Source organism: Spiroplasma ixodetis (genome assembly GCF_040369795.1).
GTDB lineage: Bacteria > Bacillota_I > Bacilli_A > Mycoplasmatales > VBWQ01 > Spiroplasma_E > Spiroplasma_E ixodetis_B.
In genome coordinates, this window is record NZ_AP028955.1 from 152,881 (window position 1) to 178,704 (window position 25,824).

The window sequence follows — 25,824 nt, forward strand, 5'->3', positions numbered from 1 at the left end:
TATCCCTCCTAAAATTTTCTTACTATAATCTTTCACTTATAAAAAGTGATGGTTTTTCATCAGCTCTTCCAGCTGCATAAACATTGCCATTATTACTATCTACTGCTAAACTTCAAATTGAACCACTTGTTCCTGTTAATGCTGTAAATGTAGAACCATCAGTTGATTTATAAACATTACCATTATCACTCCCAGCATAAACATTGCCATTATTACTATCTACTGCTAAACTTCAAATTGAACCACTTGTTCCTGTTAATGCTGTAAATGTAGAACCATCAGTTGATTTATAAACATTACCATTATCACTCCCAGCATAAACATTATTATTACTATCTACTGCTAAACTTCTAATTGAACCACTTGTTCCTGTTAATGCTTTAAATGTAGAACCATCAGTTGATTTATAAACATTACCATTATAACTTCCAGCATAAACATTATTATTACTATCTACTGCTAAACTTCTAATTGAACCACTTGTTCCTGCTAATGCTGTAAATGTAGAACCATCAGTTGATTTATAAACATTACCATTATAACTTCCAGCATAAACATTGCCATTATTACTATCTACTGCTAAACTTCAAATTGAACCACTTGTTCCTGTTAATGCTGTAAATGCATAACCATCAGTTGATTTATAAACATTACCATTATAACTTCCGGCATAAACATTATTATTACTATCTACTGCTAAACTTCAAATTGAACCACTTGTTCCTGCTAATGCTGTAAATGTAGAACCATCAGTTGATTTATAAACATTTTTATTATCTCTATAATTTGTTGAAACATAAATTAGATTGTTGATTTTTAAAATTCTTTCAATTGTGATATGTTGAGGTATACCACTATTATTAATATTTTTAAACATACTAATAGTAAAATTGAAAGAAACTTTTCCTTCATAATTATTTTTACCAATTATTGTAGCAGTTGTTGCAGTTGGACTATATTCAAAATCAAAATCATCTTCGGTTAGATCAATTGCTTCTTTATTTTTATCTTTAATAGCTTTTAAAATTTCAGTTTTATTTGTTTTGTCCAATTGACCAATGTAAATAATACCTAATTCATTTTTAATAATAACTGTATTTAAATCAGTTCTTGTATCTGACGTTGGTGATGGTTCGTTTCTTCCACCACAAGCAATAACACTTGTACTTGTTGTTCCGATTAAAGTTATTGCCCCTAGTATACTTAATAATTTCTTCATAGATTTTTGCCTCCTTAAATTTAAATGTATACTATTATTTTATAATATTTCTTCAATAAGTTCTTCATATGCTTGTTTTTTTGAAATCATGGTTATTTAGTTTTATTTCATTTTTGATAAATTTCCATTACAGCATTTCTGTAGATAGTACTTCTTGTTACTTTTAATCCTTGTTTTTGCGTTTCAGCAAGCATATTTTCTATAGGCTGATAACTAGATAAATGAATTGTTAGTCTTTTTTCTTTTTCTTGAATAAGTTTTTGACTTAAAAATTTTTCAAAAATTTTCGATTCATCTTTACTCTCTTTATTTACTTTTAATGAATTTGGGGACTTTCATCAAAAGTAATATTTTCTAAAAAATGATTTTTTATTTTTTTGGCCATATTTTCTCCTTTTTTAAAATGTTTACATTTAGTATACATTATTATTTAAAATTTATCAAAATATACAAAATAAATGATATTATGTTTACTTTTTGTAAACATAAATTAAAAAATATTTTTTTGTATTAATTATTTTGTAAGAAGTCAAAATGGACTTTTATCAGTAATAGTTGGACTTGAAATCATAGTATGTTTTTCTAAAGCAATAGATGAGGGAATTTTAGTTTTTAGTATTATATTTCTTAAATTATAATTTTCTAATTTTTCCACAAAAACAGCGTGAGTTTTATTTTTATGAACATTATTTAAAACAATTGCATTCATATTATTATTTAATGTTAAACCTATTTTTTTCATTTATCCAAATATCAGTTATAATCACTAAAAAATCTTTCAATACCATTGAAACTAAATTTATGAGGTGATACGGTTACTATAATTTCATCTACAGATAAAAAACATTAGTAGTAATAATTGTTGTTGTTGGATTAATATCAAAAAAAACATAGTCATAATTAGTGTTTAAATGTTTTTCGATTTTTTTTATATTGTTTTTAAGTACAAAATCACTTGCAACATCATTTGTTAATGATTTAATAGTCTGTGTCATTAATTTTGTATAACAAGGTACTATATCAATATTTTTATAATTTGTTTTTTCTATTGTAGTCTTTAGTTGATTTTCAGTAATTTCTGAATTAAATCAATAAGACAAAAAATCTTTTGTTAAAAAATCTTTGTTAAGAAACACAGAACTTAAATTGCCCTGTGCGTCAATATCAAATAATAAAATTTTTTTACTAATTATGCTAACGTGGGCGCTACACCAACTGTTAAAGTTGTTTTTCCCACTCCACCTTTTGAGTTTGCAAAAGTAATCATTTTCATTTATAATTCTCCTTTTTTAAAATGTTTACATTTAGTATACATTATTATTTATAATTTCATAGTTGTGTTGTTTAGGATATGTTTCAATGGTGTTGATTTGGTTTTCGATTCAATTGGCAATTGTTTGTGAATTTGTAATTCAGTGAATTTTACCACCATCAACAAGTCATTGTCGACTATTAATTAATTTTGTTTTAAAGCGTTCTGGTGATTTTCTAGTTAATTCAAGTTCTACATAAATTTCAGTATTATCATTTTTAGTAATAAGTAAATCAGGGTAAGCATTAAGATTTCCATTTTCCATTTTTAGTTCACGTTCAGTTTTATAAGAAAGTATGTCATTTTGTTTGCAAAGTCATTTAATAAGTAAATTTTGGTGAACTAGTTCATAATAATTGACTTGAATGCTTTTTTTGTGTTCTCTTCCTAAATGGCTTTGTGCTTTACTTGTTAAAGTAAAATAATTTTTCTTTGGTAATGTATCTACATTAAGCATTTTTAATTTTAATAATTGTTCTTTTTGTAGTTGAATAGTTTTGATATTTTTATTTAATAACAAAGCAATTTGTTCTAAATTTAAATATCCCCAACGATTTATAATAAATAGTATTTTTTCTAATTCACCCATTGTTTTGTACTCCTTTTTTGGTATATGCCTTTATTTGGCTCATATTTGCTGATTTTATCGATGTTTTGATTTTGAATATAAAAATATTCATCAAACATTAGTTATGAACCATTTTTTATGAAATTTTAACAACTTTCACTTTATAATATTTTTTAAGATTTTAAAATTTTTGGTAAATCAATTCTAAAAAATTTATCTAATTTTTCTCATGCAATATTACGCTGATTTTCAGGTGTTTCAATTCATTGTGCAAATCCTTCTGCAAACAGTTCATTAATTGATGTTCTTCCATAATTACTTCTTACAATAGCATAAGAAAATAATTTTTGATAAATTGGGTCATTTATTTTGGTACCATTTGCTAGTGATGAAATCATATATTTTTCTGGGCTGTTTAATTGCTGACTATAATTATTTTGTGAAATTTGTAATGATTTATAAAAATAAGTATCTTGATTATCAACAAAATAATTAATATTTTGTCTTCCTTTTAAATCTAATGATAAAAAATTACTTAAAGCATGACCATATTCATGAACTAATGAATGAACAATATTTTTACTTGATCAAAAACCAAAAATGTAATTTTTAATTGCAGTTTCATTAGAAAAAACTACATTACTAAGACTTATCATTTGAATGCAATTTAAATAATAACCATAATTAGGTTCAAATTTTCAAAATTTTAAACCTTTGGTTTGTGCTGCTATGTGATTTTTATCTAATAATTTGTCATAATCAATTTTGTAAACTAATTTTAATACATTATTTTTTCCATATAATTTTGAAAAGACATTATAAAATTTAAGAATTTCATTTTTAATTTCATTTTTATATTTTGTTAAAATATTTATTTTTTGAAATAAATCTTCAAAATTTATATTTACTTTTTGAGTTGTATTAAGATAAGTATCATTTATTTGTGTTTGTAAATCATTAAAATCATTAAAACTATCTTTATTGTTTTCCAAATCATTAAATTCATGAATTGACTTTTCATTTGCTTTATATTTAATTTTTTCTTCTAAATTATTAATGAATTCTCATTTTTTATTACTTTTATTAAATCAGTTTTCTGAACTTGTTAAATATCAATTTTTCACATTACTAGTATCTATCCCAAAAAAATTTAAACGATCACTTATTATTTTACTGGCTCTGTTATTTATGTCAGGAACAATATAATCACCAGAAATATCTTGTTCAGTTTCATCAGATCAATCATAATTATCATTAGTACATCCTCATCTACAAGCAGAAACATTGATTATCGTTGCACTAACTAAAATATAATTTAAAAAAAATCTAATTTTTTTCTTCATAACAGTTTCTCCTTAATTTTATTTTCTTTAAATTAGGTATAGCGGTTTCTTTTCTTTTTGTTTGGTTCTTTATTTTGCTTTATCTTTACCGCTAGAAAGAAAAGAAAAATAAAGAATATATTACCAACAAGCATTAAGCCGAAAACCCGCACTCCCAACGATGTTGACAGCACGAGTTTTCGGCTTAATGCTTGTTGGTAATATATTAATTCGTAATTTTTATTAAGTTTTAATACTTATTAAAAACTTAATAATATTATATGATATTATCAGAAAAAAAATACAAAAAAAGAAATTTATTTTTTTGTGAATAGTATTGTTAAATACATTGTGAATAGCATTGTTAGGAAAATCGAAAAATAAAAATAAAAACATCGTGAAAAATATTTTTATTTAAAACTGTGTTATTATTTAGTTGAAGACACTTTTGCTTTCCTATGCGTTGTGTCTTTGAGCAAAATGGTAGTTTTTAACTGAAAATTGGTTTGTCCAATTCTTCAGTTATTTTTTTTATGTCGAGCTTTCGTTGCTGATAATTAGTAGATTGATATGTGTTTGATATGTTATTACTATTTTTTAAATTGTTTTCAGATACTTTGCTATCTTTATTTTTTTGTAAAGATAGCAAATATTTTTTGAATTGTTCTTTTTCTTTTGCAACTTGTTTTTTATGTCATTACATGCTTTCTTGTGCATTTTTAAATTGCATTAAAAATGGATTTGATTGTTGCATGTTTTTAAATCGTTGATTTTCAACAGTTAAAAAATGTAAACCTTTTAGGTTATATTTTTTAATTAAATCTTTGCCACTGATTTTTTCTTTTCAGTTTTTTTGTGCGTCATAGCAATTATAAATGTAATTTGGTTTAATACCAATTAAGTAGTTTTTTTTATTTTTGTCTAAAAAACAAAATTTTTTAGGTATTGAAATGTATTTTTCAAAAATTCTAATTTGGTAACTATCATCAGTAAATTTTTTATTTATAGCTAACTAAAGTAATGTTTACTCATATCTTGAAAAACAAAATCAATCTCTTTTTTAATATTTGGTCAATAATTTGGTAATATTTTTCTTATATTATGTTTTATAGCAAATCAAAAATGTTCAATTGGATTTAAATTAGGAGAATATGGCGGAAGAAATAATAGTTTGCATGGTAATGTTTATTAATCTGTGTAACTTACAAAAATAACTATGTTTAATTAATTCTAGTAAATAAAATTAAATAAATAGAAAGAGTGAGTTACTTATGTCTAAAAAAAATATTAATAATAATGGTCCAATATCAAAAGCAGTAGATTTATTACTAGAAAATACTGAAGATTTAACAACAGTTTTTAAAGAGGGAGGTTTATATAAAGAATTAACAAAAAGATTAGTTGAAAAAATGTTGAATTCTGAAATGCAAAATTATTTAGGATATGAAAAAAATCAACATAATAATAGTGATAATGCTCGTAATGGTATAAATTCAAAAAAATTAATAACCCAACAAGGCAAAATTGAGATTAATGTACCACAAGATCGTAATAGTAATTTTGAGCCAGTAATAGTTGCAAAAAGACAAAGAAGATTTGGTGGTTTTGATCAACAAGTTCTTTCATTAGACATATTCCGTAAATAAATTTAATCAATTGTCAATAATAATATTTATAAATTTTTTAGCGTTAATAATTATAGAAGTTAATATTTTTAAAAAAATAGGTAATGTTTAGTAATCTGTGTAACTTACAAAAATAACTATGTTTAATTAATTCTAGTAAATAAAATTAAATAACTAGAAAGAGTGAGTTACGTATGTCTAAAAAACAAAATATTAATAATAATGTTCCAATATCAAAAGCAGTAGATTTATTAATAGAAAATACTGAAGATTTAACAACAGTTTTTAAAGAGGGAGGTTTATATAAAGAATTAACAAAAAGATTAGTTGAAAAAATGTTGAATTCTGAAATGCAAAATTATTTAGGATATGAAAAAAAGAGACTTTTTAAAAATCTGTGTATCTTTTTACAAAGTTACTAGTTTATATTAATTCTATATTCAAATTTTATCATAAAATGAGCAATTGCTGTATTTCAATTTTGAATGGGCGTTGTTCATTTTTTTGTTATATTTTCAATTGCTAAGTAAAATATTTTAAAAACTGCCATATCATTTGGAAAAACTTTTTTATTTCTAATAACTTTTCATAATTGACTATTAACAGATTCAATAGCATTTGTTGTATAAATCACTCTTTTGATTTCTGCAGGATAACTAATAAAAACCATTAAATTATCTCAATTTTTATATCATGATTTAGCAATTTGAGGATATTGTTTATTTCATTTACTTTCAAAAGATTCTAAAACTTGCATTGCTTGTTCTTAACTACATGCACTATAAATTGGTTTTAAATCTGTAACTAGTGATTTTCTATGTTTGTATGAAACATATTTTAAGCTATTTCTAATTTGATGAACTATGCATAATTGATGTTCGGTTTTAGGATAAACTGATTGTATTGCTTCTGACATTCCTGCTAAATTGTCACTACAAACAATAAGAATATCATTTAAGCCTCGATTTTTCATTTCTGTGAAATTAGATAATCAAAACTTAGAACCTTCATTTTCACTAATTAATAAACCTAAAATATCTTTTTTACCTTCTAAATCAACTCCTAGTGCTATATAAACTGATTTGTTAATAATGCTTTTATCTTGTCGTACTTTAACTACTATACAATCAAAATAAACAATCGGATAAACACTTTCTAATGGCCGATTTTGTCATGCTTTAACATCATCAATAACATCATCAGTAATTTGGCTAATAACACTTTCGCTAATATCAGCACCATGATATAACTCTTGTAACTGCATTCTAATATCTGATAAAGTCATGCCTTTGGCATATAACGAAAGAACTTGTTGATCAAAACCATCAAATATTCTTTGTCTTTTTGCAACTATTACTGGCTCAAAATTACTATTACGATCTCGTGGTACATTAATCTCAATTTTACCTTGTTGAGTTATTAATTTTTTTGAACTTATACCATTGCGAGCATTATCACTATTATTATGTTGATTTTTTTCATATCCTAAATAATTTTGCATTTCAGAATTCAACATTTTTTCAACTAATCTTTTTGTTAATTCTTTATATAAGCCTCCCTCTTTAAAAAATGTTGTTAAATCTTCATTATTTTTTAGTAATAAATCTACTACTTTTGATATTGGATCATTATTATTAATATTTTGTTTTTTAGACATACGTAACTCACTCTTTCTATTTATTTAATTTTATTTACTAGAATTAATTAAACATAGTTATTTTTGTAAGTTACACAGATTACTAAACATTACCTTAATTTTTTAACTTTATTTAGTGAACCGATTATACTCATTCTTTTTATTTTATATGCGGGTTTATTATCAAATAATCTTTTACCTTTTTCAGATCAACCATATTTATAAAATTCATTATCAGCAATTCCAGATTCATCAATATATACTGAATCTTCATTCATTATTTTAGCTATTTCTTTTAAAAAATCTTCTTGTTTATTTTTATCTCTTTGTTCATATAGAAAAGTTTTTTTATATGTATAATTTAGTTTTTTGAAATAGTTATAAACTGTTTCTTTAGTCACATCATCAAATTTTTCAATTACTTTTTGAACTGTAACATCTTTATTTTGCGCTAAATAATTTTTTAATTCATCTAAATCCTTTATTTTGTGGCTATGTTTTTTTTGATAATTCAAAATTGGTTTTATATGCCCAGTTTCTTTTTTTCTTTTTCTTCATAAGAATAAAGTCTTTCTAGTAATATTGAACACTTTACAAATTTCTTTAATTTTCATGTTTTTTACTTTCATAGGCTTCTATTACTTTTCTTCGTAAGTCTTCACTGTATGGTTTTGGCATAATTTAATCTTCCTAATCTATTTTAAATATTGCTGAATTGTACTTTTAAATTCAAAAACTGTTTAAATTACATATTATTATTTTACATTATTTATAAGTAAACATTAGACATATTCCGTAAATAAATTTTTTAAAAGTCAATTAATAATTTAAAATTTATTTTATAATTTCTTTATTAATAAATTAATAAGGTGTTGATAAAAATGAATTTTGAAAATTTAAAAAAATTAAAAAATGAACAATTTTATAGATATTTTGGTATAAAACGTTTTCATTTTGATGAAATGTTAACAAAATTAATTGAAATAGAAAATTTAAAAAAACTAAAGGTAGAAAATATAAACTTTCAGTTGAAGAAAGATTGATGATGACTTTAGTATACTGAAAAGAATATTATACTTTTTCCAAATGAGTATTAAATATAAAATGAGTGCATCAAGTTGTTTTCGAAATATTACTTGAGTAGAAAATAAACTTAGTGATGACAAAGATTATCAGTTTTTAAAAACAAAATATAAATCAAAAATTGAGAAAAAACAAGAAGATTTAAATGAATTTCAATTTTATTTAATTGATTCAACTGAAATTGAAATTGAAAGATCAACTAAAAAAACTACAGTTAGAATATTTTTCTGGTAAAAGTTGAATGTTTTCTATAAAATTTCAAATTATATATGACTTTTTAATAAAAAAATTGTTGATATTTTTGCTGATAATGGAAAAGTACATGATTTTCAAATATTAAAAAATTCAAATCTTGAATTTTCAGAAAAAACAATAATTATTGGTGATTTGGGATATCAAGGAATACAAAATATTTATAAAAATACTATATTACCAATTAAAAAAACTAAAAATAAAAAATTAACTAAACAAGAAAAAATCTACAATAAAATTATTTCAAAAATTAGAATTAAATTTGAACATGTTTTTGCTTGATTAAAAAGATTCAAAATTTTAATAAATAAATGTAGAAAAAGTATATTTAGACTTATGTACTTAAGATTTAACTTACTTTGTGAAATTTTTAATAAAACAAAACCATTAAAATAAAAAAATATTTTTAATATTTTTTTAAAAATTTAAATTTTTATCAAGTTAATATAAAAATAATATTAACAATTTTTGTGTTTGAAATATAAATTTATTTTTAAAGTTTTTTTTTAAAAATATTAACTTCTATAATTATTAACACTAAAAAATTTATAAATATTATTATTGACAATTGATTAAATTTATTTACGGAATATGTCTAAAGATGATTATGAAAGTATCACATTTAATTTTAATTTTAATATGAATGCAATATATTCAAATAAATATTTAGGATTAAATTATACTAATTCTAAAAACTGATTTACACCTATTATTATTAAATTAAATGATATTGGTAATATTGCTGATAGTGAAGGTTTAAATGCAATTTTTCAAGATTATAACTCCATTACTTGTAGGATTTCATTGAAAATCTTTATCTTCATTTGTAAATGGTGAAGCAATATCTAAAAATTCAGTATCTTCTGCTAAAATATAAACTTTGGATGGGTTACACTTTATTATTTTTCTTTTGTGATAAATCAACTGTACTTATTTGTTCTTTTATAGTTAATTTCTGACCAGTAGTAGGGTCTCATCGATAAACACTTACTCTATAGTCATAGCAGTAGCACCTAATAATTTACCAATAGTAAAATCATTATCATTTGTAAAAGCATTTAAGGGAATTAAACCACCATTACCAATAATACTTTCTAAATTACTTGTAAAAAATGCTGACATAAAACCATTAAAATATAACATTTTTTTATATTGGAATGACAACCTTTTTTAGGACTGTTTTTTGGTAGACATTTGTGCTGGGTGTTTTATGGGAGTTAAGTAGTTTAGAGTGCTGTGGATTCTTATGTTGTTGTATCAATTGATATAATCAAATAATTATAATTTTAATTTGATTAATGATGTAAAATTTTTATCATTAATAAATTCTGTTTTGAAAGTTGCTTCAGCAACAGCGTTATAATAAGGACAACCTTTTTTGCTTAAAGAGCGGGTAAAATTGAAGGCTAATAAAAGTTTATCAATAGTTTTATTATTAAATTCATTACCGCGATCGCTATGAAATATTTGAATATTTTTTAAACAACGATTTGAGCACATAAATGCTTGATATACTAATGATGCATCTTTTTTAGTACCTACACTATGTCAAATAATTTCGCGATTGTACAGGTCGATTAATAAGCAAATATAGTTTCATTTACCATTAACTTGAACATAAGTTAAATCACTAACAATAACTTTATTTTTAAGCCTATTATTAAAGCCTCTATTAACAAGATTAGTAATTTGACTATCATTGACTTTATTATGATAATTTTTGTATGATAATTTAGTGTATTTTGATATTAAATTATGTTTATTCATAATTTTTTTAATTTTTCGTCTTGATAAATTAATTTTCTTTTCTTTTAGAACAACTTTTAATCTTCTGGTTCCATAAGCTTCTTTATTTTCTTTAAAAGCACTAATAACAACTTCATCATACATATTATTTTGAATTTTATCTTCTTTTTTCTTGAAATTAAAATAATATGTTGATTTAGAGATTTTTAAAAAACGACACATTGTACGAATTTTATATTTAACTTTATTTTTAGTAATAATTTATATTTTCTGCCTATTATTAGTGCTGCTTGCTTTAAAATATCATTTTCCATTCTTAATTGTTTTAATTCTTTTCTTAATTTATCCAATTAATACGTTTTCTTCAGCAGAACGGTTATCTTTGGTTTTAAAACTGCCTGAATTAGTAAATTGCTTAATTCAATTATAAGTAGCTGCTCTTGTAACATTGTACTCTTTAGCAAGACAAGACACTGACTTACCACTTTGATATAAAGCTACTATTTGTTTTTTAAATTCATCTGAATATGAGTTAATATTGGCCATAATTATAATTTCTTTCTTTTAACTAATTTGTTCACTTGTCTACGTAATTAGTGTCCAATAAAGTGTAACCCATCCATCAACAGGTGTAAATACAAACCAGATTGAATCTGCATGAAAACACATCCGACTAACTTTCCGAACACACATAAAAGTTTCAAGACACAATATTCATTTATAGTTAACTAAAGTAATGTTTACTCATATATTGAAAAACAAAATCAATCGCTTTTTTAATATTTGGTCAATAATTTGGTAATATTTTTCTTATATTATGTTTTATAGCAAATCAAAAATGTTCAATTGGATTTAAATTAGGAGAATATGGTGGAATAAATAATAGTTTGCATCCAGCATTTTCAATTAATTGTTGTGTTAATTTAGATTTATGAAACGTTGCATTATCTAAAACTATAATTTGTCCACGCTTTAATACTACAATTAGTATATTTTTTACATATGATTCAAAAATTTTACTGTTGCAATGTCCTTCAAATGCTCATAGGGCTTTTAATTTACCTTTATTTAGTGAACTAATTATACTCATTCTTTTTATTTTATATGCGGGTTTATTATCAAATAATCTTTTACCTTTTTCAGATCAACCATATTTATAAAATTCATTATCATCAATTCCAGATTCATCAATATATACTAAATCTTCATTCATTATTTTAGTTATTTCTTTTAAAAAATCTTCTTGTTTATTCTTATCTCTTTGTTCATATAGAAAAGTTTTTTTTATATGTATAATTTAGTTTTTTGAAACAGTTATAAACTGTTTCTTTAGTCATATCATCAAATTTTTCAATTACTTTTTGAACTGTAACATCTTTATTTTGCGCTAAATAATTTTTTAATTCATCTAAATCCTTTATTTTGTGGCTATGTCCTTTTTGATAATTCAAAATTGGTTTTATATGCCCAGTTTTTTTTCTTTTTCTTCATAAGAATAAAGTCTTTCTAGTAATATTGAACACTTTACAAATTTCTTTAATTTTCATGTTTTTACTTTCATAGGCTTCTATTACTTTTCTTCGTAAGTCTTCACTGTATGGTTTTGACATCATTTAATCTTCCTAATCTATTTTAAATATTGCTGAATTGCGCTTTTAAATTCAAAAACTGTTTAAATTACATATTATTATTTTACATTATTTATGAGTAAACATTAATTTAGTTAGCTATATACGCAAAAGAAGCTGCATATAAATTCAATAAGATACCTAGTTTTGAAACTATAATTTTGTGTTTGATTTAGATACATGTGGGGATAATTTCCTAGATAGGCTTTTATCTCCATTTATGTGATAAAATTTAAAAATAGTACATAAAGGGATAAAAGCCATTATTTTTTTGTTCAAAAACTTTATACCTACAAGGATTTACTTTTGAAATAACTTATTATTATTTTGAAGATAGCACATTAATAAATCCTAATATAGAAAATATTATTTGCCAATCTTTACCTTTTGTAGGAAGTTATGTAGCAAGTAATGGACTCCAGGCACATAATAATTATTCTTGACAAACAATACATAATCATTTTTTATCGTTAACAAATTCTAACTTAAATGAAAATCAAATTAAATGCTCATTAATAGGAGCAATTCTAGCTACATCAGAAAGTATTATTTTCAGAAGTGTTAAATGTTTTATTCTTCAAAGTCAAAGACCTATAAATCCAATAATACAAAGTTGAGTTTTTTTCAACAAATTATAAAAAATTGAGATCGCGGAACACATAATGCTATTAATTATCGTTTAAATAATAAAGGTAGCTTAAATAAATATTTTCACCAAGAATTAAGTAATAATGGATTAAGAATAATGGTTTTTAACACAAGCATGTATCATGCAATTAACAATTATCAAAATCCACCATTAATAACTTCAAATCAAAAATGAAAAAGAAAAAAATTACAAAATTGAATAGATACCAGTATTAAAATCTGTGAAAAACAAAAATACACTATTGCTAAAGAGGCCAATAAATTTCAAAACTTAAATAATCTTATTGAAATACTGAAAAATTTTAAAAATGATATTATTACAAATAAAAAATTACAAGAGGAAATAAAAACAGCAAACGATTTTGCTGATAATATTATTGAAATAAATAAGGTTTTTGATATAAAGACAAACCCAGAAAGTATAAAAAGTTGTTATATTTAGGTAATGTTTAGTAATCTGTGTAACTTACAAAAATAACTATGTTTAATTAATTCTAGTAAATAAAATTAAATAAATAGAAAGAGTGAGTTACGTATGTCTAAAAAACAAAATATTAATAATAATGATCCAATATCAAAAGCAGTAGATTTATTATTAGAAAATACTGAAGATTTAACAACAGTTTTTAAAGGGGGAGGTTTATATAAAGAATTAACAAAAAGATTAGTTGAAAAAATGTTGAATTATGAAATGCAAAATTATTTAGGATATGAAAAAAATCAACATAATAATAGTGATAATGCTCGCAATGGTATAAATTCAAAAAAATTAATAACTCAACAAGGTAAAATTGAGATTAATGTACCACGAGATCTTAATAGTAATTTTGAGCCAGTAATAGTCGCAAAAGGACAAAGAAGATTTGATGGTTTTGATCAACAAGTTCTTTCATTATATGCCAAAGGCATGACTTTATCAGATATTAGAATGCAGTTACAAGAGTTATATCATGGTGCTGATATTAGTGAAAGTGTTATTAGTCAAATTACTGATGATGTTATTGATGATGTTAAAGAATGACAAAATCGGCCATTAGAAAGTGTTTATCCGATTGTTTATTTTGATTGTATAGTAGTTAAAGCACGACAAGATAAACGCATTATTAACAAATCAGTTTATATAGTACTAGGAGTTGATTTAGAAGGTAAAAAAGATGTTTTAGGCTTATGAATTAGTAAAAATGAAGGTTCTAAGTTTTGATTATCTAATTTCACAGAAATGAAAAATCGAGGCTTAAATGATATTCTTATTGCTTGTAGTGACAATTTAACAGGAATGTCAGAAGCAATACAATCAGTTTATCCTAAAACCGAACATCAATTATGCATAGTTCATCAAATTAGAAATAGTTTAAAATATGTTTCATACAAACATAGAAAATCACTAGTTACAGATTTAAAACCAATTTATAGTGCATGTAGTGAAGAACGAGCAATGCAAGCTTTAGAATCTTTTGAAAGTAAATGAAATAAACAATATCCTCAAATTGCTAAATCATGATATAAAAATTGAGATAATTTAATGGTTTTTATTAGTTATCCTGCAGAAATCAAAAGAGTGATTTATACAACAAATGCTATTGAATCTGTTAATAGCAAATTACGAAAAGTTATTAGAAATAAAAAAGTTTTTCCAAATGATATTGCAGTTTTTAAAATATTTTACTTAGCAATTGAAAATATAACAAAAAAATGAACACTGCCAATTCAAAATTGAAATACAGCAATTGCTCATTTTATGATAAAATTTGAAGATAGAATTAATTTAAACTAGTAACTTTGTAAAAAGATACACAGATTTTTAAAAAGCCTCTATATTTAAAAAATAAATTATTATTTTATTTTAACTCTTTTGACTCAATTTCATCAATTTTGTTACTTCTTCTTCTGTCAAATAACGATATTCACCCATTGTTAAACCTTTTAAAGTAATATTAGCAACTTGTAAACGTTTTAAAGTAATTACTCTACTTCCTGCTGCTTTAATCATACGTTTAACTTGTTGATTTTGTCCCTCATGAATGGTTAGATGTAGTAAAGTATTTTCTTTTTTTATATTTTTATAAATTATTTTAACAATAGTAGGAGAAGTTGTAAATGAAGTTGATAAAATAATACCGTCTTGTAGTTTTTTAATAGCATTTGATGACAAAATACCACTTGCCAATACTTCATATACCTTATCTATTTTATAACGAGGATGAATAATAGCATTAGTAAATTCACCATCATTAGTCATTAACAACAAACCTGAAGTATCAAAATCTAAACGACCGACTGGGTAAATTCTACTATTAATATTAGTAAAATAATTCATTACCGTTGGTCGATTTTTAGGATCACTGACTGTTGTTAAACAATTAGGTGGTTTATAAAATGCTAAATAAATATGATTAGATTGCTTAATAATTTGATTATTAACTTTAATAACATCACTACTTGTAACTTTAAAACCTAACGTTGTAATAATTTGCCCATTAACTGTTACTTGCCCATTAATAATTAGTAATTCTGCTTTTCGTCGTGAACATACTCCAGAATTAGCAATAGCTTTTTGCAAGCGTCCTAAATCATTATTCATTAGTAAAGTTGTAGATTTCTTGTTCATCATTTTGGTTATTAAATTGAGGCAAAGTTGGTAATTGAGTTAAAGATTCGATATTAAAATGATCCATAAATTCATCAGTTAAATCATATAAAATTGGTTTTCCTGGTAATTCACTACGACCAATCTCAGTAATTAAATTTAAACTTTTTAGTTTAAAAATAATAGAATCACAATTTACACCACGAATATCTTCGATTTGTGGTTTAGTAACTGGATGATTATAAGCAATAATAGCTAGTGTTTCTAAAGCTGCTTGTGATAAATGTATTAAAGGTTGTTGTTTTAATACTTGATAGCGATTATAATGAATAGGTTTTGTTGTTAATTTATAAATATTACCAACTTTAATTAAACTTAAACCACTGGTATCATCATCATTTAATTTCATTTGTAAAGACGCAATTAAATTTTCAACAGTCTTTGGTTTTTTTGTTAATTCTAAATATTCAGCAAGTGTTAATAAATCAAGGCCTTCATTGCCAACAATAAATAATAAACCTTGTAAAACTGCTAATCTTTCGTTTGTTTTTCAATTGCTATTATTCATTTTTCTCACCTCGATAAATTACTGTAATTTCAGTAAAAGTATTAGTCTGTATAATATGTAAAATTTGATGATTTGCAAGATCTAAAATTGCAATAAAAGTAATAATAAAATAATGTAAAGTTAATGCTTTAGTAAAAAATAATTGTTCTAAAGTAAAGTGCTGCTTGGTGTTTTTTTTCAGTAACTGTTTAATTTCTTTAGCTCGATCTTCAGCTGAAATTAAGTTTAATGCTAAATTAACTGGTAATTTATTTTCATTTTGTAGTCTATTAAATAAGTTTAACATTGCTTGTGTTAATTTATTAATATTATTTTTTACCAAAATTGGTGTAATTTCATCAACTAAATATGTTTTTAAATCACTAGGTTTTTTTGTTAATAATTGGGTTCTATATAGAGCCTGTTCTTTAAAATAATTACTTATTTCTTTAAATTTTTTATATTCTAATAAACGAGCAATTAATTTTTGACGATTAACTTCATTTTCATAAGCACTATCTACCACTAGTTCTTGTTTTGGTAATAATTGTTTGGATTGCAATTCTAATAAATAAGCAGAAATCGGTAAATATTCACTTACTAAATCAATGTTTTTAATTAATTCTTCATTAATAAAATGAACATATTGGTTAGTAACATCATTTAGATTTAAATCTAAAATATCAATATTTTTTTCTTTAATTAAATGCAAAAGCAAATCCATTGGTCCTTGAAAAGATTGAATTGTAATTACTGGTTGTAACATTATTCTCGTTCCCTCAATATCATTTTATACTTATTAATATTAATTATAACTTAATTTAATAGTACTTGATTAATCTTTAATAAATAAAAAAACTTATTATTAATTTTTTAATGATTAAAATAAGTTTTAAAAGTTATTATATATTTAAATATTATTATTTAACTTCACGTAACGTAATATGAATATTTTCAACATTTATTTCAAATTTTGATGATGTATCTGGTAATATTCCCGTTAGGTCATATTCTAATTTAAAGTTTAAATTAAAATAACCATTTTTTTCGTTAGGATTAATATTAAATCCACTTTCGGGATTAGTAATAGTTATTACACTATCATTTCATTCGGGAACAAGAATACTATAAATTTTATTAATATTAGCAAAATAACCATTTGTTATAACTTGTTTTTTTATTTTTCCATCTTTGTCATAATCTGAATACTTGTCTGAAGCTTTTGGTAATTCCTGTACTGTATCAACTGTTCACTCAGAAAATATTTTTGAAATTTGTGTTGTTGCATCAACAAAATTTTGGCTAATCTTAATAGTATTTTTACTTTCAATATCACCAGTATTAAAAGTAGATTTACCATCATTACCAATTAAGAAATCAATATTAATATTACTAACATTACCATTGAATACAATTGATTTATCATCATTATTAGTAATCGTTGGGTTTGTCATTTTAAATAAAGTTGATTTAGCATCATTTGAAAAATCACCTGAAAATAAAAAACCTAAACCTAAATCAGAATATTGAACTTTATCTTTAATAGCGACATTTAAATTTTGTTTGATATATGATAACTGAGTTCTAGCAATATCTTCTTTTGAATGTGCATCAATTTTTCCAGTTATTGGTAAATTTTCAACATTAATATTTAGATTACCTTTAGTAATTTCTTCTTTAATAAAGTCTCTAATCGCATCTGCTTTTTTTTGATCACTAGTATGACTTGTATCATTATTAATTGTAATTTTAATATCTTTAGTAACTGATGGTAAAGTTAAATAAGAGATTTCCGTTTTTACTCATAAATAACCATTGACTAATTCACTACCGGTTGGTAAAACAAAATTAGCTTTTTCCTTTTTATCATTATCATTATCTTTTTTGGGAACATAGTCCATAATTTTGACATGTGCATCAGGATGATATCAATTTGTTGGATGTTCATTGGTACTTTCTTTAAGTTTATTAGAAAAAAAGTTACCAATGGCGGTTTGCACAGAAGTATCTAATTCGCTAAAAATTTTACCTTTCATTTCTCCTATATTGGTATCATCTGATAAATTAAGATCATCTTTAATTTTCAGACTACTATCAGTAACAAAAGAGGCAGCAAAATTAAGAATATCCCTTGGAATCATTTGATTATTTTCACTATCACAAGCAACAACTGTTACAACTGGTGTTGTTGCTAAAGCAAGTGTGCCCAGTAATTTTAATAAAGATTTCACAAAAACGCTCCTTATCATTTCATTTAATTAATATTTTTAAAATACTGTAACATTATAAACAATTTTAAACTAAATTACATTATTATTTCTAAAATTATTGGTTTAATATCGTATTTTTTATTAGTAATCTGAAATGTAGAAATTGCCAAATCTAAAAATTGTTGATGGAAATGTTGATCTTTATTAGTATGGAGTTCCATAATTACAATATTTTTTTCAACTTTTTGACCATGAATTTGTTTTAAATAAATTCCTGCCACTGGATCAATGATATCATTTTTCGTAGTTCTTCCTGCTCCTAATATTACTGATAATTCACCTAAAGCATAATTATTAGTAAAATCTAAATAGCCCGATAATTGCGCCTTAACTTTAATAATATATTTAACTGGTGGTAATTTATCAATATTATCAAGATATTTAGTGTCTCCACCTTGACTTTTAACAAAATCATAAAAAATTTGTAGTGGTTTTTCACTAGTAAACATAGCATTAACTTTATCAATACCCTCTTTTAAGGTTTTTACCTTTTTAGCTCCTAATAAGGCTAAAGCTACTAAATTACTAACAAGAATTTTCAAATCTTCTGGTCCTTTATTTTTTAAACTTAAAATAACTTCTTGTAATTCTAGTGCATTACCAATTGTTCGTCCTAAAGGCTTAGTCATATCACTAATAATAGCATAAATTTTTTTATTAAAAGTTTTACCAATATGTACCATTAATTTTGCTAACTCTCTTGCAGTTATTATATCCTGAACAAAGGCACCTTTTCCGCATTTAATGTCTAGTAAAATTAAATCAGCGCCCATTGCTATTTTTTTAGACATAACACTAGCGGCAATTAATGGTAATGAATCAACTGTTCCTGAAACATCACGTAATGCATATAATTTTTTATCAGCAGGCACTAAATTACTAGTTTGACTAATAATACTCATACCAACTTTATTAACAACTTTAATAAAATCTGATATTGCTAAATCACATTTAAAATTTGGAATTATTTCCAGTTTATCAATAGTACCACCAGTAATGCCCAATCCTCTTCCAGAAATTTTTGCAATCTTTAATCCACAAGCAGCAGCTATTGGACCAAATACTAAACTAGTTTTATCACCAACTCCACCAGTTGAATGTTTATCAATACTAAAACCAGTAATTTGTGATAAATCCATGGTTTCACCACTATTAATAATAGCTTTTGTATATTCTACTAATTCATCATTAGTCATTCCCTGAAAATAAACAGCCATTGCTCAAGCACTAATTTGATAGTCTGGTATTGTTTCATTGGCAATACCTTCTGTTAAAAATTTTAGTTCTTCTTTATTTAAACTTTGTCCTAATTTCTTTTTAGAAATTAAATCGATCATATACATTTTAATAAAACACCTTACTTTCTTTTTATGAAATAACAATTGCAATTGCAATTGCATTAGTTTCATTATGTGATAAAGATAAAAGTAATTGATAGTTCTTAACGATAGTTATTGGTTGATTATATTGATTATAGCTAATATCAATATTTTTAAATGTTAACTTTTCTTGTGGTAATGCCTTAAAAATTGCTTCTTTTAATGCTCATCTTCCTGCCAAAAATTCCTGTTGACGTTGTAAAGAATATTGATTAAAAAGTATAATTTCTTTTTTACTTAAAATTCTTTTAGCAAGTTCTTCAATATTTTCTATTCGATTTACTTCAATAATATCTATACCTACACTACGCATTGTTAACTCCTTATATAAAATAAAAGGTTAAAACACTAAAATCCTTGTTTTTATTATATAATTAATATGAAAGAAAGTGTGATATTAATTTCAATAAATCAAATAAATTTTGAAAAGATGGTGGTATATTAATGACATTTTACTTAAATCAAAAACAAAAATCATTAATTAAAGAACACTACCAAAACTATAAAGTTGATAATAAAAATAGTAGTTATGAATTATTTCAATATCATAATATAACAATTGAAATTTATCAAGAAAAAGTTATTTTTAAAGGTACTAAAGAGGATATTATTGCAGAATATCGCAGTATTTGAAATCAACTTGATGAAAATCAATCGCCAGTCATTGGCAATGCTGAATTTGGTATTAATAATTTTTTTGGTCCACTTGTTATTATTAGTTCTTATATTGGTTCGGGTAATTTAGAAAAATTACGTTTACTTAATATTCGCGATTATAAAGACTTATCACAAAGTAAATTTATTGAATTAGCACAAGATATTATGAAAACAATTATTTTTGAGTCAGTAATCATTAACAATCGTAAATATAATCAATGAATTGATGCGGGTTATAGCCCCAATATTATTAAAACATGAGGAGAAAATCAAGCATTAGTTCGTATGTTACAACATAGAATTCAATATGATACTATAGTTATTGATCAATATATTAATGAAGATACATATTATAAATACATTGAAAATATGAAAGATAATCGTAATAAAATTATTAAAGATAAAGTTCAATTTGTTACTAATGCAGAAAGTAAGTATTTAGCTATCGCTTGTAGTACTATTATTAGTCGTTATTTATTTTTAGAAGAAATTAAAAAAATAAAAGGTATTGACACTAATACAATTCCATTAGGTACTGGAAAAGAAGTTAATATATTTTTAGAAAAAATTAAAAACGAAAAAACAATTGAATTTAATAAATTTCTTGAACGTCATAGCAAAAAATCATTTACTGAATTTTTTAAATAAATAATTAAAACTTAATTTTTATTAACTATATATAAAAAGATATTTTTTATTTAAAAACTATTAAATAAATGATATAATCCAAATCAGATATATTTTTAATTCCTATTTTGTTTTTATAAACAAAATAGGAATTTTATACTTAAAGGAGAAAATAAAATGCCAAATGAAGAAAAAAAGCTTTATTAGAAAAAAATCAACATAGTAATTATGGAGTTGCTCATCAACAACCTTCTATAAATAATAGTAATTCAAGTAGTACTGAAAGTCTTAATAATTCAAGTACAATTATCAAAATAGAAGATAGTGAAGAAAATAATTGAATAAATTGTAGTAGTCTTTATGGAGGGACAACACAAAAAATTCTTGATAATAATGGAAATTGAAAATATGAAACCCAAATTAGAAATAACTTTGATAGTTTAACTTTTTTTTAACGAAAGCACTATTACCATTAATAACAATCAATACTGACAAAAACTAACATTTGTTGAAAAAAACGGAACGGTAATTATAGTGATTTTAGAATTATTAAAAATAAACTTTAATAGAAATACAATAGAAATATATAAAAAAGAATACAATGATATTGATAAATATATTGATGATAATTTAGATTTAAAAATTTTTCAAAAAAAAGAAAGAAAATTATCACTCGAAGATCAATTCTTAGAAGGTATTACTATAAAAACTATTAATAATCTTAATAAATTTATAACAAATACCAACGCACTTAATGAACAATTAAAATTATTTAAAGAATATTCTAATAATAGAGATTTAAATATTTTATTAAAATTATATAAATATTTAACAATAATACAAAATTTTATTGATCAAACAAAACCAGGAATAATAAGAAATATTGCATATAAATTTTTAGGATTATTAGAAATTTATATTGGACTTACTGGTAAAAATTTATAAAGAGTAGTTTCTAATTTTCCCATTGATGGTAAAGAACATACATCCCAAGATTATATTGATGCTATATTTTGAAACTGACAAAATTATGTTATGGTATTATAGCTAACTAAAGTAATGTTTATTCATATCTTGAAAAACAAAATCAATAGCTTTTTTAATATTTGGTCAATAATTTGGTAATATTTTTCTTATATTATGTTTTATAGCAAATCAAAAATGTTCAATTGGATTTAAATTAGGAGAATATGGTGGAAGAAATAATAGTTTGCATCCAGCATTTTCAATTAATTGTTGTGTTAATTTAGATTTATGAAACGTTGCATTATCTAAAACTATAATTTGTCCAGGCTTTAATACTGGAATTAGTATATTTTTTACATATGATTAAAAAATTTTACTGTTGCAATGTCCTTCAAATGCTCATAGGGCTTTTAATTTGCCTTTATTTAGTGAACTAATTATACTCATTCTTTTTATTTTATATGCTGATTTATTATCAAATAATCTTTTACTTTTTTCAGATCAACCATATTTATAAAATTCATTATCATCAATTCCAGATTCATCAATATATACTAAATCTTCGAGGCTTTTTAAAAATCTGTGTATCTTTTTACAAAGTTACTAGTTTAGATTAATTCTATCTTCAAATTTTATCATAAAATGATCGATTGCTGTATTTCAATTTTGAATGGGCGTTGTTCATTTTTTTGTTATATTTTCAATTGCTAAGTAAAATATTTTAAAAACTGCCATATCATTTGGAAAAACTTTTTTATTTCTAATAACTTTTCGTAATTGACTATTAACAGATTCAATAGCATTTGTTGTATAAATCACTCTTTTGATTTCTGCAGGATAACTAATAAAAACCATTAAATTATCTCAATTTTTATATCATGATTTAGCAATTTGAGGATATTGTTTATTTCATTTACTTTCAAAATATTCTAAAGCTTGCATTGCTTGTTCTTCGCTACATGCACTATAAATTGGTTTTAAATCTGTAACTAGTGATTTTCTATGTTTGTATGAAACATATTTTAAACTATTTCTAATTTGATGAACTATGCATAATTGATGTTTGGTTTTAGGATAAACTAATTGTATTGCTTCTGACATTCCTGTTAAATTTTCACTACAAGCAATAAGAATATCATTTAAGCCTCGATTTTTCATTTCTGTGAAATTAGATAATCAAAACTTAGAACATTCATTTTCACTAATTCATAAACCTAAAACATCTTTTTTACCTTCTAAATCAACTCCTAGTGCTATATGAACTGATTTGTTAATAATGCGTTTATCTTGTCGTACTTTAACTACTATACAATCAAAATAAACAATCGGATAAACACTTTCTAATGGCCGATTTTGTCATGCTTTAACATCATCCATAACATCATCAGTAATTTGACTAATAACACTTTCACTAATATCAGTACCATGATATAACTTTTGCAACTGCATTCTAATATCTGATAAAGTCATGCCTTTGGCATATAATGAAATAACTTGTTGATCAAAACCATCAAATCGAGGCTTTTTAAAACTCTGTGTATCTTTTTACAAAGTTACTAGTTTAGATTAATTATATCTTCAAATTTTATCATAAAATGAGCAATTGCTGTATTTCAATTTTGAATGGGAAGTGTTCATTTTTTTGTTATATTTTCAATTGCTAAGTAAAATATTTTAAAAACTGCCATATCATTTGGAAAAAATTTTTTATTTCTAATAACTTTTCGTAATTGACTATTAACAGATTCAATAGCATTTGTTGTATAAATCACTCTTTTGATTTCTGCAGGATAACTAATAAAAACCATTAAATTATCTCAATTTTTATATCATGATTTAGCAATTTGAGGATATTGTTTATTTCATTTACTTTCAAAATATTCTAAAGCTTGCATTGCTTGTTCTTCGCTACATGCACTATAAATTGGTTTTAAATCTGTAACTAGTGATTTTCTATGTTTGTATGAAACATATTTTAAACTATTTCTAATTTGATGAACTATGCATAATTGATGTTTGGTTTTAGGATAAACTGATTGTATTGCTTCTGACATTCCTGTTAAATTTTCACTACAAGCAATAAGAATATCATTTAAGCCTCGATTTTTCATTTCTGTGAAATTAGATAATCAAAACTTAGAACATTCATTTTCACTAATTCATAAACCTAAAACATCTTTTTTACCTTCTAAATCAACTCCTAGTGCTATATGAACTGATTTGTTAATAATGCGTTTATCTTGTCGTACTTTAACTACTATACAATCAAAATAAACAATCGGATAAACACTTTCTAATGGCCGATTTTGTCATGCTTTAACATCATCAATAACATCATCAGTAATTTGACTAATAACACTTTCACTAATATCAGTACCATGATATAAATATTGTAACTGCATTCTAATATCTGATAAAGTCATGCCTTTGGCATATAATTAAAGAACTTGTTGATCAAAACCATCAAATCGAGGCTTTTTAAAAATCTGTGTATCTTTTTACAAAGTTACTAGTTTAGATTAATTCCATCTTCAAATTTTATCATAAAATGAGCAATTGCTGTATTTCAATTTTGAATGGGCATTGTTCATTTTTTTGTTATATTTTCAATTGCTAAGTAAAATATTTTAAAAACTGCCATATCATTTGGAAAAACTTTTTTATTTCTAATAACTTTTCGTAATTGACTATTAACAGATTCAATAGCATTTGTTGTATAAATCACTCTTTTGATTTATGCAGGATAACTAATAAAAACCATTAAATTACCTCAATTTTTATATCATGATTTAGCAATTTGAGGATATTGTTTATTTCATTTACTTTCAAAATATTCTAAAGCTTGCATTGCTTGTTCTTCACTACATGCACTATAAATTGGTTTTAAATCTGTAACTAGTGATTTTCTATGTTTGTATGAAACATATTTTAAACTATTTCTAATTTGATGAACTATGCATAATTGATGTTCGGTTTTAGGATAAACTAATTGTATTACTTCTGACATTCCTGTTAAATTGTCACTACAAGCAATAAGAATATCATTTAAGCCTTGATTTTTCATTTCTGTGAAATTAGATAATCAAAACTTAGAACATTCATTTTCGCTAATTCATAAACCTAAAATATCTTTTTTACCTTCTAAATCAACTCCTAGTGCTATATAAACTGATTTGTTAATAATGCGTTTATCTTGTCGTACTTTAACTACTATACAATCAAAATAAACAATCGGATAAACACTTTCTAATGGCCGATTTTGTCATGCTTTAACATCATCAATAACATCATCAGTAATTTGACTAATAACACTTTCACTAATATCAGCGCCATGATATAACTCTTGTAACTGCATTCTGATATCTGATAAAGCCATGCCTTTGGCATATAATGAAAGAAATTGTTGATCAAAACCATCAAATCTTCTTTGTCTTTTTGCAACTATTACTGGCTCAAAATTACTATTACGATCTCGTGGTACATTAATCTCAATTTTACCTTGTTGAGTTATTAATTTTTTTGAACTTATACCATTACGAGCATTTTCACTATTATTATGTTGATTTTTTTTAATATCCTAAATAATTTTGCATTTCATAATTCAACATTTTTTCAACTAATCTTTTTGTTAATTCTTTATATAAACCTCCTTCTTTAAAAACCGTTGTTAAATCTTCAGTATTTTCTAATAATAAATCTACTGCTTTTGATATTGGATCATTATTGTTAATATTTTGTTTTTTAGACATACG

28 protein-coding genes and 5 pseudogenes are annotated in these 25,824 nt (G+C 23.8%); 10 read left to right on the forward strand and 23 right to left on the reverse strand.

Translation table 4 applies throughout. The features are described from left to right. Nucleotides 1-22: 22 nt before the first annotated feature. The 6 genes and pseudogenes from ABWV63_RS01110 to ABWV63_RS01135 form a co-directional block, all read right to left on the reverse strand. Complete coding sequence (locus ABWV63_RS01110) at nt 23-1,219, reverse strand: lipoprotein (protein WP_353306473.1); 1,197 nt, start codon at nt 1,217-1,219, stop codon at nt 23-25. Nucleotides 1,220-1,733: 514 nt separating this feature from the next. Beyond that, on the reverse strand, nt 1,734-1,961 hold the full coding sequence (locus ABWV63_RS01115) for a hypothetical protein (RefSeq protein ID WP_353306474.1): 228 nt from the start codon (nt 1,959-1,961) through the stop codon (nt 1,734-1,736). A gap of 88 nt (nt 1,962-2,049) precedes the next feature. Beyond that, nucleotides 2,050-2,492: pseudogene (locus ABWV63_RS01120) on the reverse strand (AAA family ATPase). Between the two features lie 31 nt (nt 2,493-2,523). Beyond that, nucleotides 2,524-3,120 (reverse strand): hypothetical protein, encoded by a 597-nt coding sequence (locus ABWV63_RS01125; RefSeq protein WP_353306475.1) that lies wholly within the window; start codon nt 3,118-3,120, stop codon nt 2,524-2,526. A 152-nt stretch (nt 3,121-3,272) separates the two neighbouring features. Beyond that, a complete protein-coding gene (locus ABWV63_RS01130; RefSeq protein ID WP_353306476.1) occupies nt 3,273-4,442 on the reverse strand; it encodes a hypothetical protein in 1,170 nt (389 codons plus the stop codon). Between the two features lie 987 nt (nt 4,443-5,429). Beyond that, a pseudogene (locus ABWV63_RS01135) lies at nt 5,430-5,594 on the reverse strand (transposase); the annotation flags it as partial. A 98-nt stretch (nt 5,595-5,692) separates the two neighbouring features. Here ABWV63_RS01135 and ABWV63_RS01140 point away from each other — a divergent pair. Continuing rightward, nucleotides 5,693-6,067 carry a transposase gene (locus ABWV63_RS01140; protein WP_353306477.1) on the forward strand — a complete coding sequence of 125 codons (375 nt, stop codon included), beginning with the start codon at nt 5,693-5,695 and terminating at the stop codon, nt 6,065-6,067. Nucleotides 6,068-6,240: 173 nt separating this feature from the next. Further along, nucleotides 6,241-6,468 carry a hypothetical protein gene (locus tag ABWV63_RS01145; protein ID WP_353306478.1) on the forward strand — a complete coding sequence of 76 codons (228 nt, stop codon included), beginning with the start codon at nt 6,241-6,243 and terminating at the stop codon, nt 6,466-6,468. Here the strand turns inward: ABWV63_RS01145 and ABWV63_RS01150 are convergent. Next, nucleotides 6,465-7,703: pseudogene (locus ABWV63_RS01150) on the reverse strand (IS256 family transposase). The gene ABWV63_RS01145 and the pseudogene ABWV63_RS01150 overlap by 4 nt on opposite strands. Nucleotides 7,704-7,792: 89 nt before the next feature. Beyond that, complete coding sequence (locus ABWV63_RS01155) at nt 7,793-8,311, reverse strand: IS630 transposase-related protein (RefSeq protein WP_353306479.1); 519 nt, start codon at nt 8,309-8,311, stop codon at nt 7,793-7,795. Nucleotides 8,312-8,563: 252 nt separating this feature from the next. Between ABWV63_RS01155 and ABWV63_RS01160 the strand changes: the two genes are divergently transcribed. The 4 genes from ABWV63_RS01160 to ABWV63_RS01175 all read left to right on the forward strand — a co-directional run bounded on the left by ABWV63_RS01160 (nt 8,564) and on the right by ABWV63_RS01175 (nt 9,866). Continuing rightward, nucleotides 8,564-8,737 carry a hypothetical protein gene (locus ABWV63_RS01160; protein WP_353305528.1) on the forward strand — a complete coding sequence of 58 codons (174 nt, stop codon included), beginning with the start codon at nt 8,564-8,566 and terminating at the stop codon, nt 8,735-8,737. Nucleotides 8,738-8,768: 31 nt separating this feature from the next. After that, entirely contained in the window at nt 8,769-8,999 is a 231-nt protein-coding gene (locus ABWV63_RS01165; RefSeq protein WP_353305983.1) for a hypothetical protein, read from the forward strand. Nucleotides 9,000-9,002: 3 nt separating this feature from the next. After that, complete coding sequence (locus ABWV63_RS01170; RefSeq protein WP_353306480.1) at nt 9,003-9,413, forward strand: transposase family protein; 411 nt, start codon at nt 9,003-9,005, stop codon at nt 9,411-9,413. Nucleotides 9,414-9,608: 195 nt separating this feature from the next. Then, nucleotides 9,609-9,866: a hypothetical protein gene (locus ABWV63_RS01175; protein WP_353306481.1), complete on the forward strand. Its 258-nt coding sequence runs from the start codon at nt 9,609-9,611 to the stop codon at nt 9,864-9,866. Between the two features lie 138 nt (nt 9,867-10,004). Here the strand turns inward: ABWV63_RS01175 and ABWV63_RS01180 are convergent, their stop codons facing one another. From ABWV63_RS01180 to ABWV63_RS01195, 4 genes and pseudogenes are all read right to left on the reverse strand, one after another. Next, complete coding sequence (locus ABWV63_RS01180) at nt 10,005-10,139, reverse strand: hypothetical protein (RefSeq protein WP_353306482.1); 135 nt, start codon at nt 10,137-10,139, stop codon at nt 10,005-10,007. Nucleotides 10,140-10,187: 48 nt separating this feature from the next. Continuing rightward, nucleotides 10,188-11,309, reverse strand: a pseudogene (locus ABWV63_RS01185) (IS3 family transposase). A 178-nt stretch (nt 11,310-11,487) separates the two neighbouring features. Then, complete coding sequence (locus ABWV63_RS01190; RefSeq protein ID WP_353306483.1) at nt 11,488-11,976, reverse strand: IS630 family transposase; 489 nt, start codon at nt 11,974-11,976, stop codon at nt 11,488-11,490. A gap of 40 nt (nt 11,977-12,016) precedes the next feature. Further along, nucleotides 12,017-12,373: an IS630 transposase-related protein gene (locus ABWV63_RS01195; protein ID WP_353306484.1), complete on the reverse strand. Its 357-nt coding sequence runs from the start codon at nt 12,371-12,373 to the stop codon at nt 12,017-12,019. 631 nt (nt 12,374-13,004) lie between these two features. Between ABWV63_RS01195 and ABWV63_RS01200 the strand changes: the two genes are divergently transcribed. Then, nucleotides 13,005-13,481: a hypothetical protein gene (locus ABWV63_RS01200; RefSeq protein WP_353306485.1), complete on the forward strand. Its 477-nt coding sequence runs from the start codon at nt 13,005-13,007 to the stop codon at nt 13,479-13,481. A 93-nt stretch (nt 13,482-13,574) separates the two neighbouring features. Next, the gene (locus tag ABWV63_RS01205; protein WP_353306486.1) at nt 13,575-14,813 is read left to right on the forward strand and encodes an IS256 family transposase; all 1,239 of its coding nucleotides are present in this window, start codon (nt 13,575-13,577) and stop codon (nt 14,811-14,813) included. A gap of 69 nt (nt 14,814-14,882) precedes the next feature. On the opposite strand, the gene ABWV63_RS01210 is transcribed toward ABWV63_RS01205, so the two are convergent. The 6 genes from ABWV63_RS01210 to acpS form a co-directional block, all read right to left on the reverse strand. Further along, nucleotides 14,883-15,650 carry a pseudouridine synthase gene (locus ABWV63_RS01210; RefSeq protein WP_353306487.1) on the reverse strand — a complete coding sequence of 256 codons (768 nt, stop codon included), beginning with the start codon at nt 15,648-15,650 and terminating at the stop codon, nt 14,883-14,885. Continuing rightward, nucleotides 15,613-16,194, reverse strand: coding sequence for an SMC-Scp complex subunit ScpB (gene scpB / locus ABWV63_RS01215; RefSeq protein WP_353306488.1), 582 nt, complete (start codon nt 16,192-16,194; stop codon nt 15,613-15,615). The genes ABWV63_RS01210 and scpB overlap by 38 nt, the downstream gene beginning before the upstream one ends. Then, a complete protein-coding gene (locus ABWV63_RS01220; protein WP_353306489.1) occupies nt 16,187-16,939 on the reverse strand; it encodes a segregation/condensation protein A in 753 nt (250 codons plus the stop codon). The genes scpB and ABWV63_RS01220 overlap by 8 nt, the downstream gene beginning before the upstream one ends. A gap of 154 nt (nt 16,940-17,093) precedes the next feature. Next, on the reverse strand, nt 17,094-18,404 hold the full coding sequence (locus ABWV63_RS01225) for a hypothetical protein (protein WP_353306490.1): 1,311 nt from the start codon (nt 18,402-18,404) through the stop codon (nt 17,094-17,096). Nucleotides 18,405-18,478: 74 nt separating this feature from the next. Further along, nucleotides 18,479-19,786, reverse strand: a complete 1,308-nt coding sequence (locus ABWV63_RS01230; protein WP_353306491.1) for a thymidine phosphorylase — start codon at nt 19,784-19,786, stop codon at nt 18,479-18,481. A gap of 25 nt (nt 19,787-19,811) precedes the next feature. Further along, entirely contained in the window at nt 19,812-20,135 is a 324-nt protein-coding gene (gene acpS, locus ABWV63_RS01235; protein ID WP_353306492.1) for a holo-ACP synthase, read from the reverse strand. A gap of 131 nt (nt 20,136-20,266) precedes the next feature. Here acpS and ABWV63_RS01240 point away from each other — a divergent pair, with 131 nt between their 5' ends. Beyond that, nucleotides 20,267-21,127: a ribonuclease HIII gene (locus ABWV63_RS01240; RefSeq protein ID WP_353306493.1), complete on the forward strand. Its 861-nt coding sequence runs from the start codon at nt 20,267-20,269 to the stop codon at nt 21,125-21,127. Nucleotides 21,128-21,640: 513 nt separating this feature from the next. Continuing rightward, complete coding sequence (locus ABWV63_RS01245; RefSeq protein ID WP_353306494.1) at nt 21,641-22,051, forward strand: hypothetical protein; 411 nt, start codon at nt 21,641-21,643, stop codon at nt 22,049-22,051. 102 nt (nt 22,052-22,153) lie between these two features. Here the strand turns inward: ABWV63_RS01245 and ABWV63_RS01250 are convergent, their stop codons facing one another. The 5 genes and pseudogenes from ABWV63_RS01250 to ABWV63_RS01270 form a co-directional block, all read right to left on the reverse strand. Next, a complete protein-coding gene (locus ABWV63_RS01250; RefSeq protein ID WP_353307140.1) occupies nt 22,154-22,420 on the reverse strand; it encodes a transposase in 267 nt (88 codons plus the stop codon). Between the two features lie 255 nt (nt 22,421-22,675). Further along, entirely contained in the window at nt 22,676-23,542 is an 867-nt protein-coding gene (locus tag ABWV63_RS01255) for an IS256 family transposase (protein ID WP_353306495.1), read from the reverse strand. A gap of 86 nt (nt 23,543-23,628) precedes the next feature. Beyond that, complete coding sequence (locus ABWV63_RS01260) at nt 23,629-24,495, reverse strand: IS256 family transposase (RefSeq protein WP_353306496.1); 867 nt, start codon at nt 24,493-24,495, stop codon at nt 23,629-23,631. Between the two features lie 86 nt (nt 24,496-24,581). Beyond that, a pseudogene (locus tag ABWV63_RS01265) lies at nt 24,582-25,646 on the reverse strand (IS256 family transposase). After that, entirely contained in the window at nt 25,642-25,821 is a 180-nt protein-coding gene (locus tag ABWV63_RS01270; RefSeq protein WP_353306024.1) for a hypothetical protein, read from the reverse strand. The pseudogene ABWV63_RS01265 and the gene ABWV63_RS01270 overlap by 5 nt, the downstream one beginning before the upstream one ends. Nucleotides 25,822-25,824 lie beyond the last annotated feature (3 nt).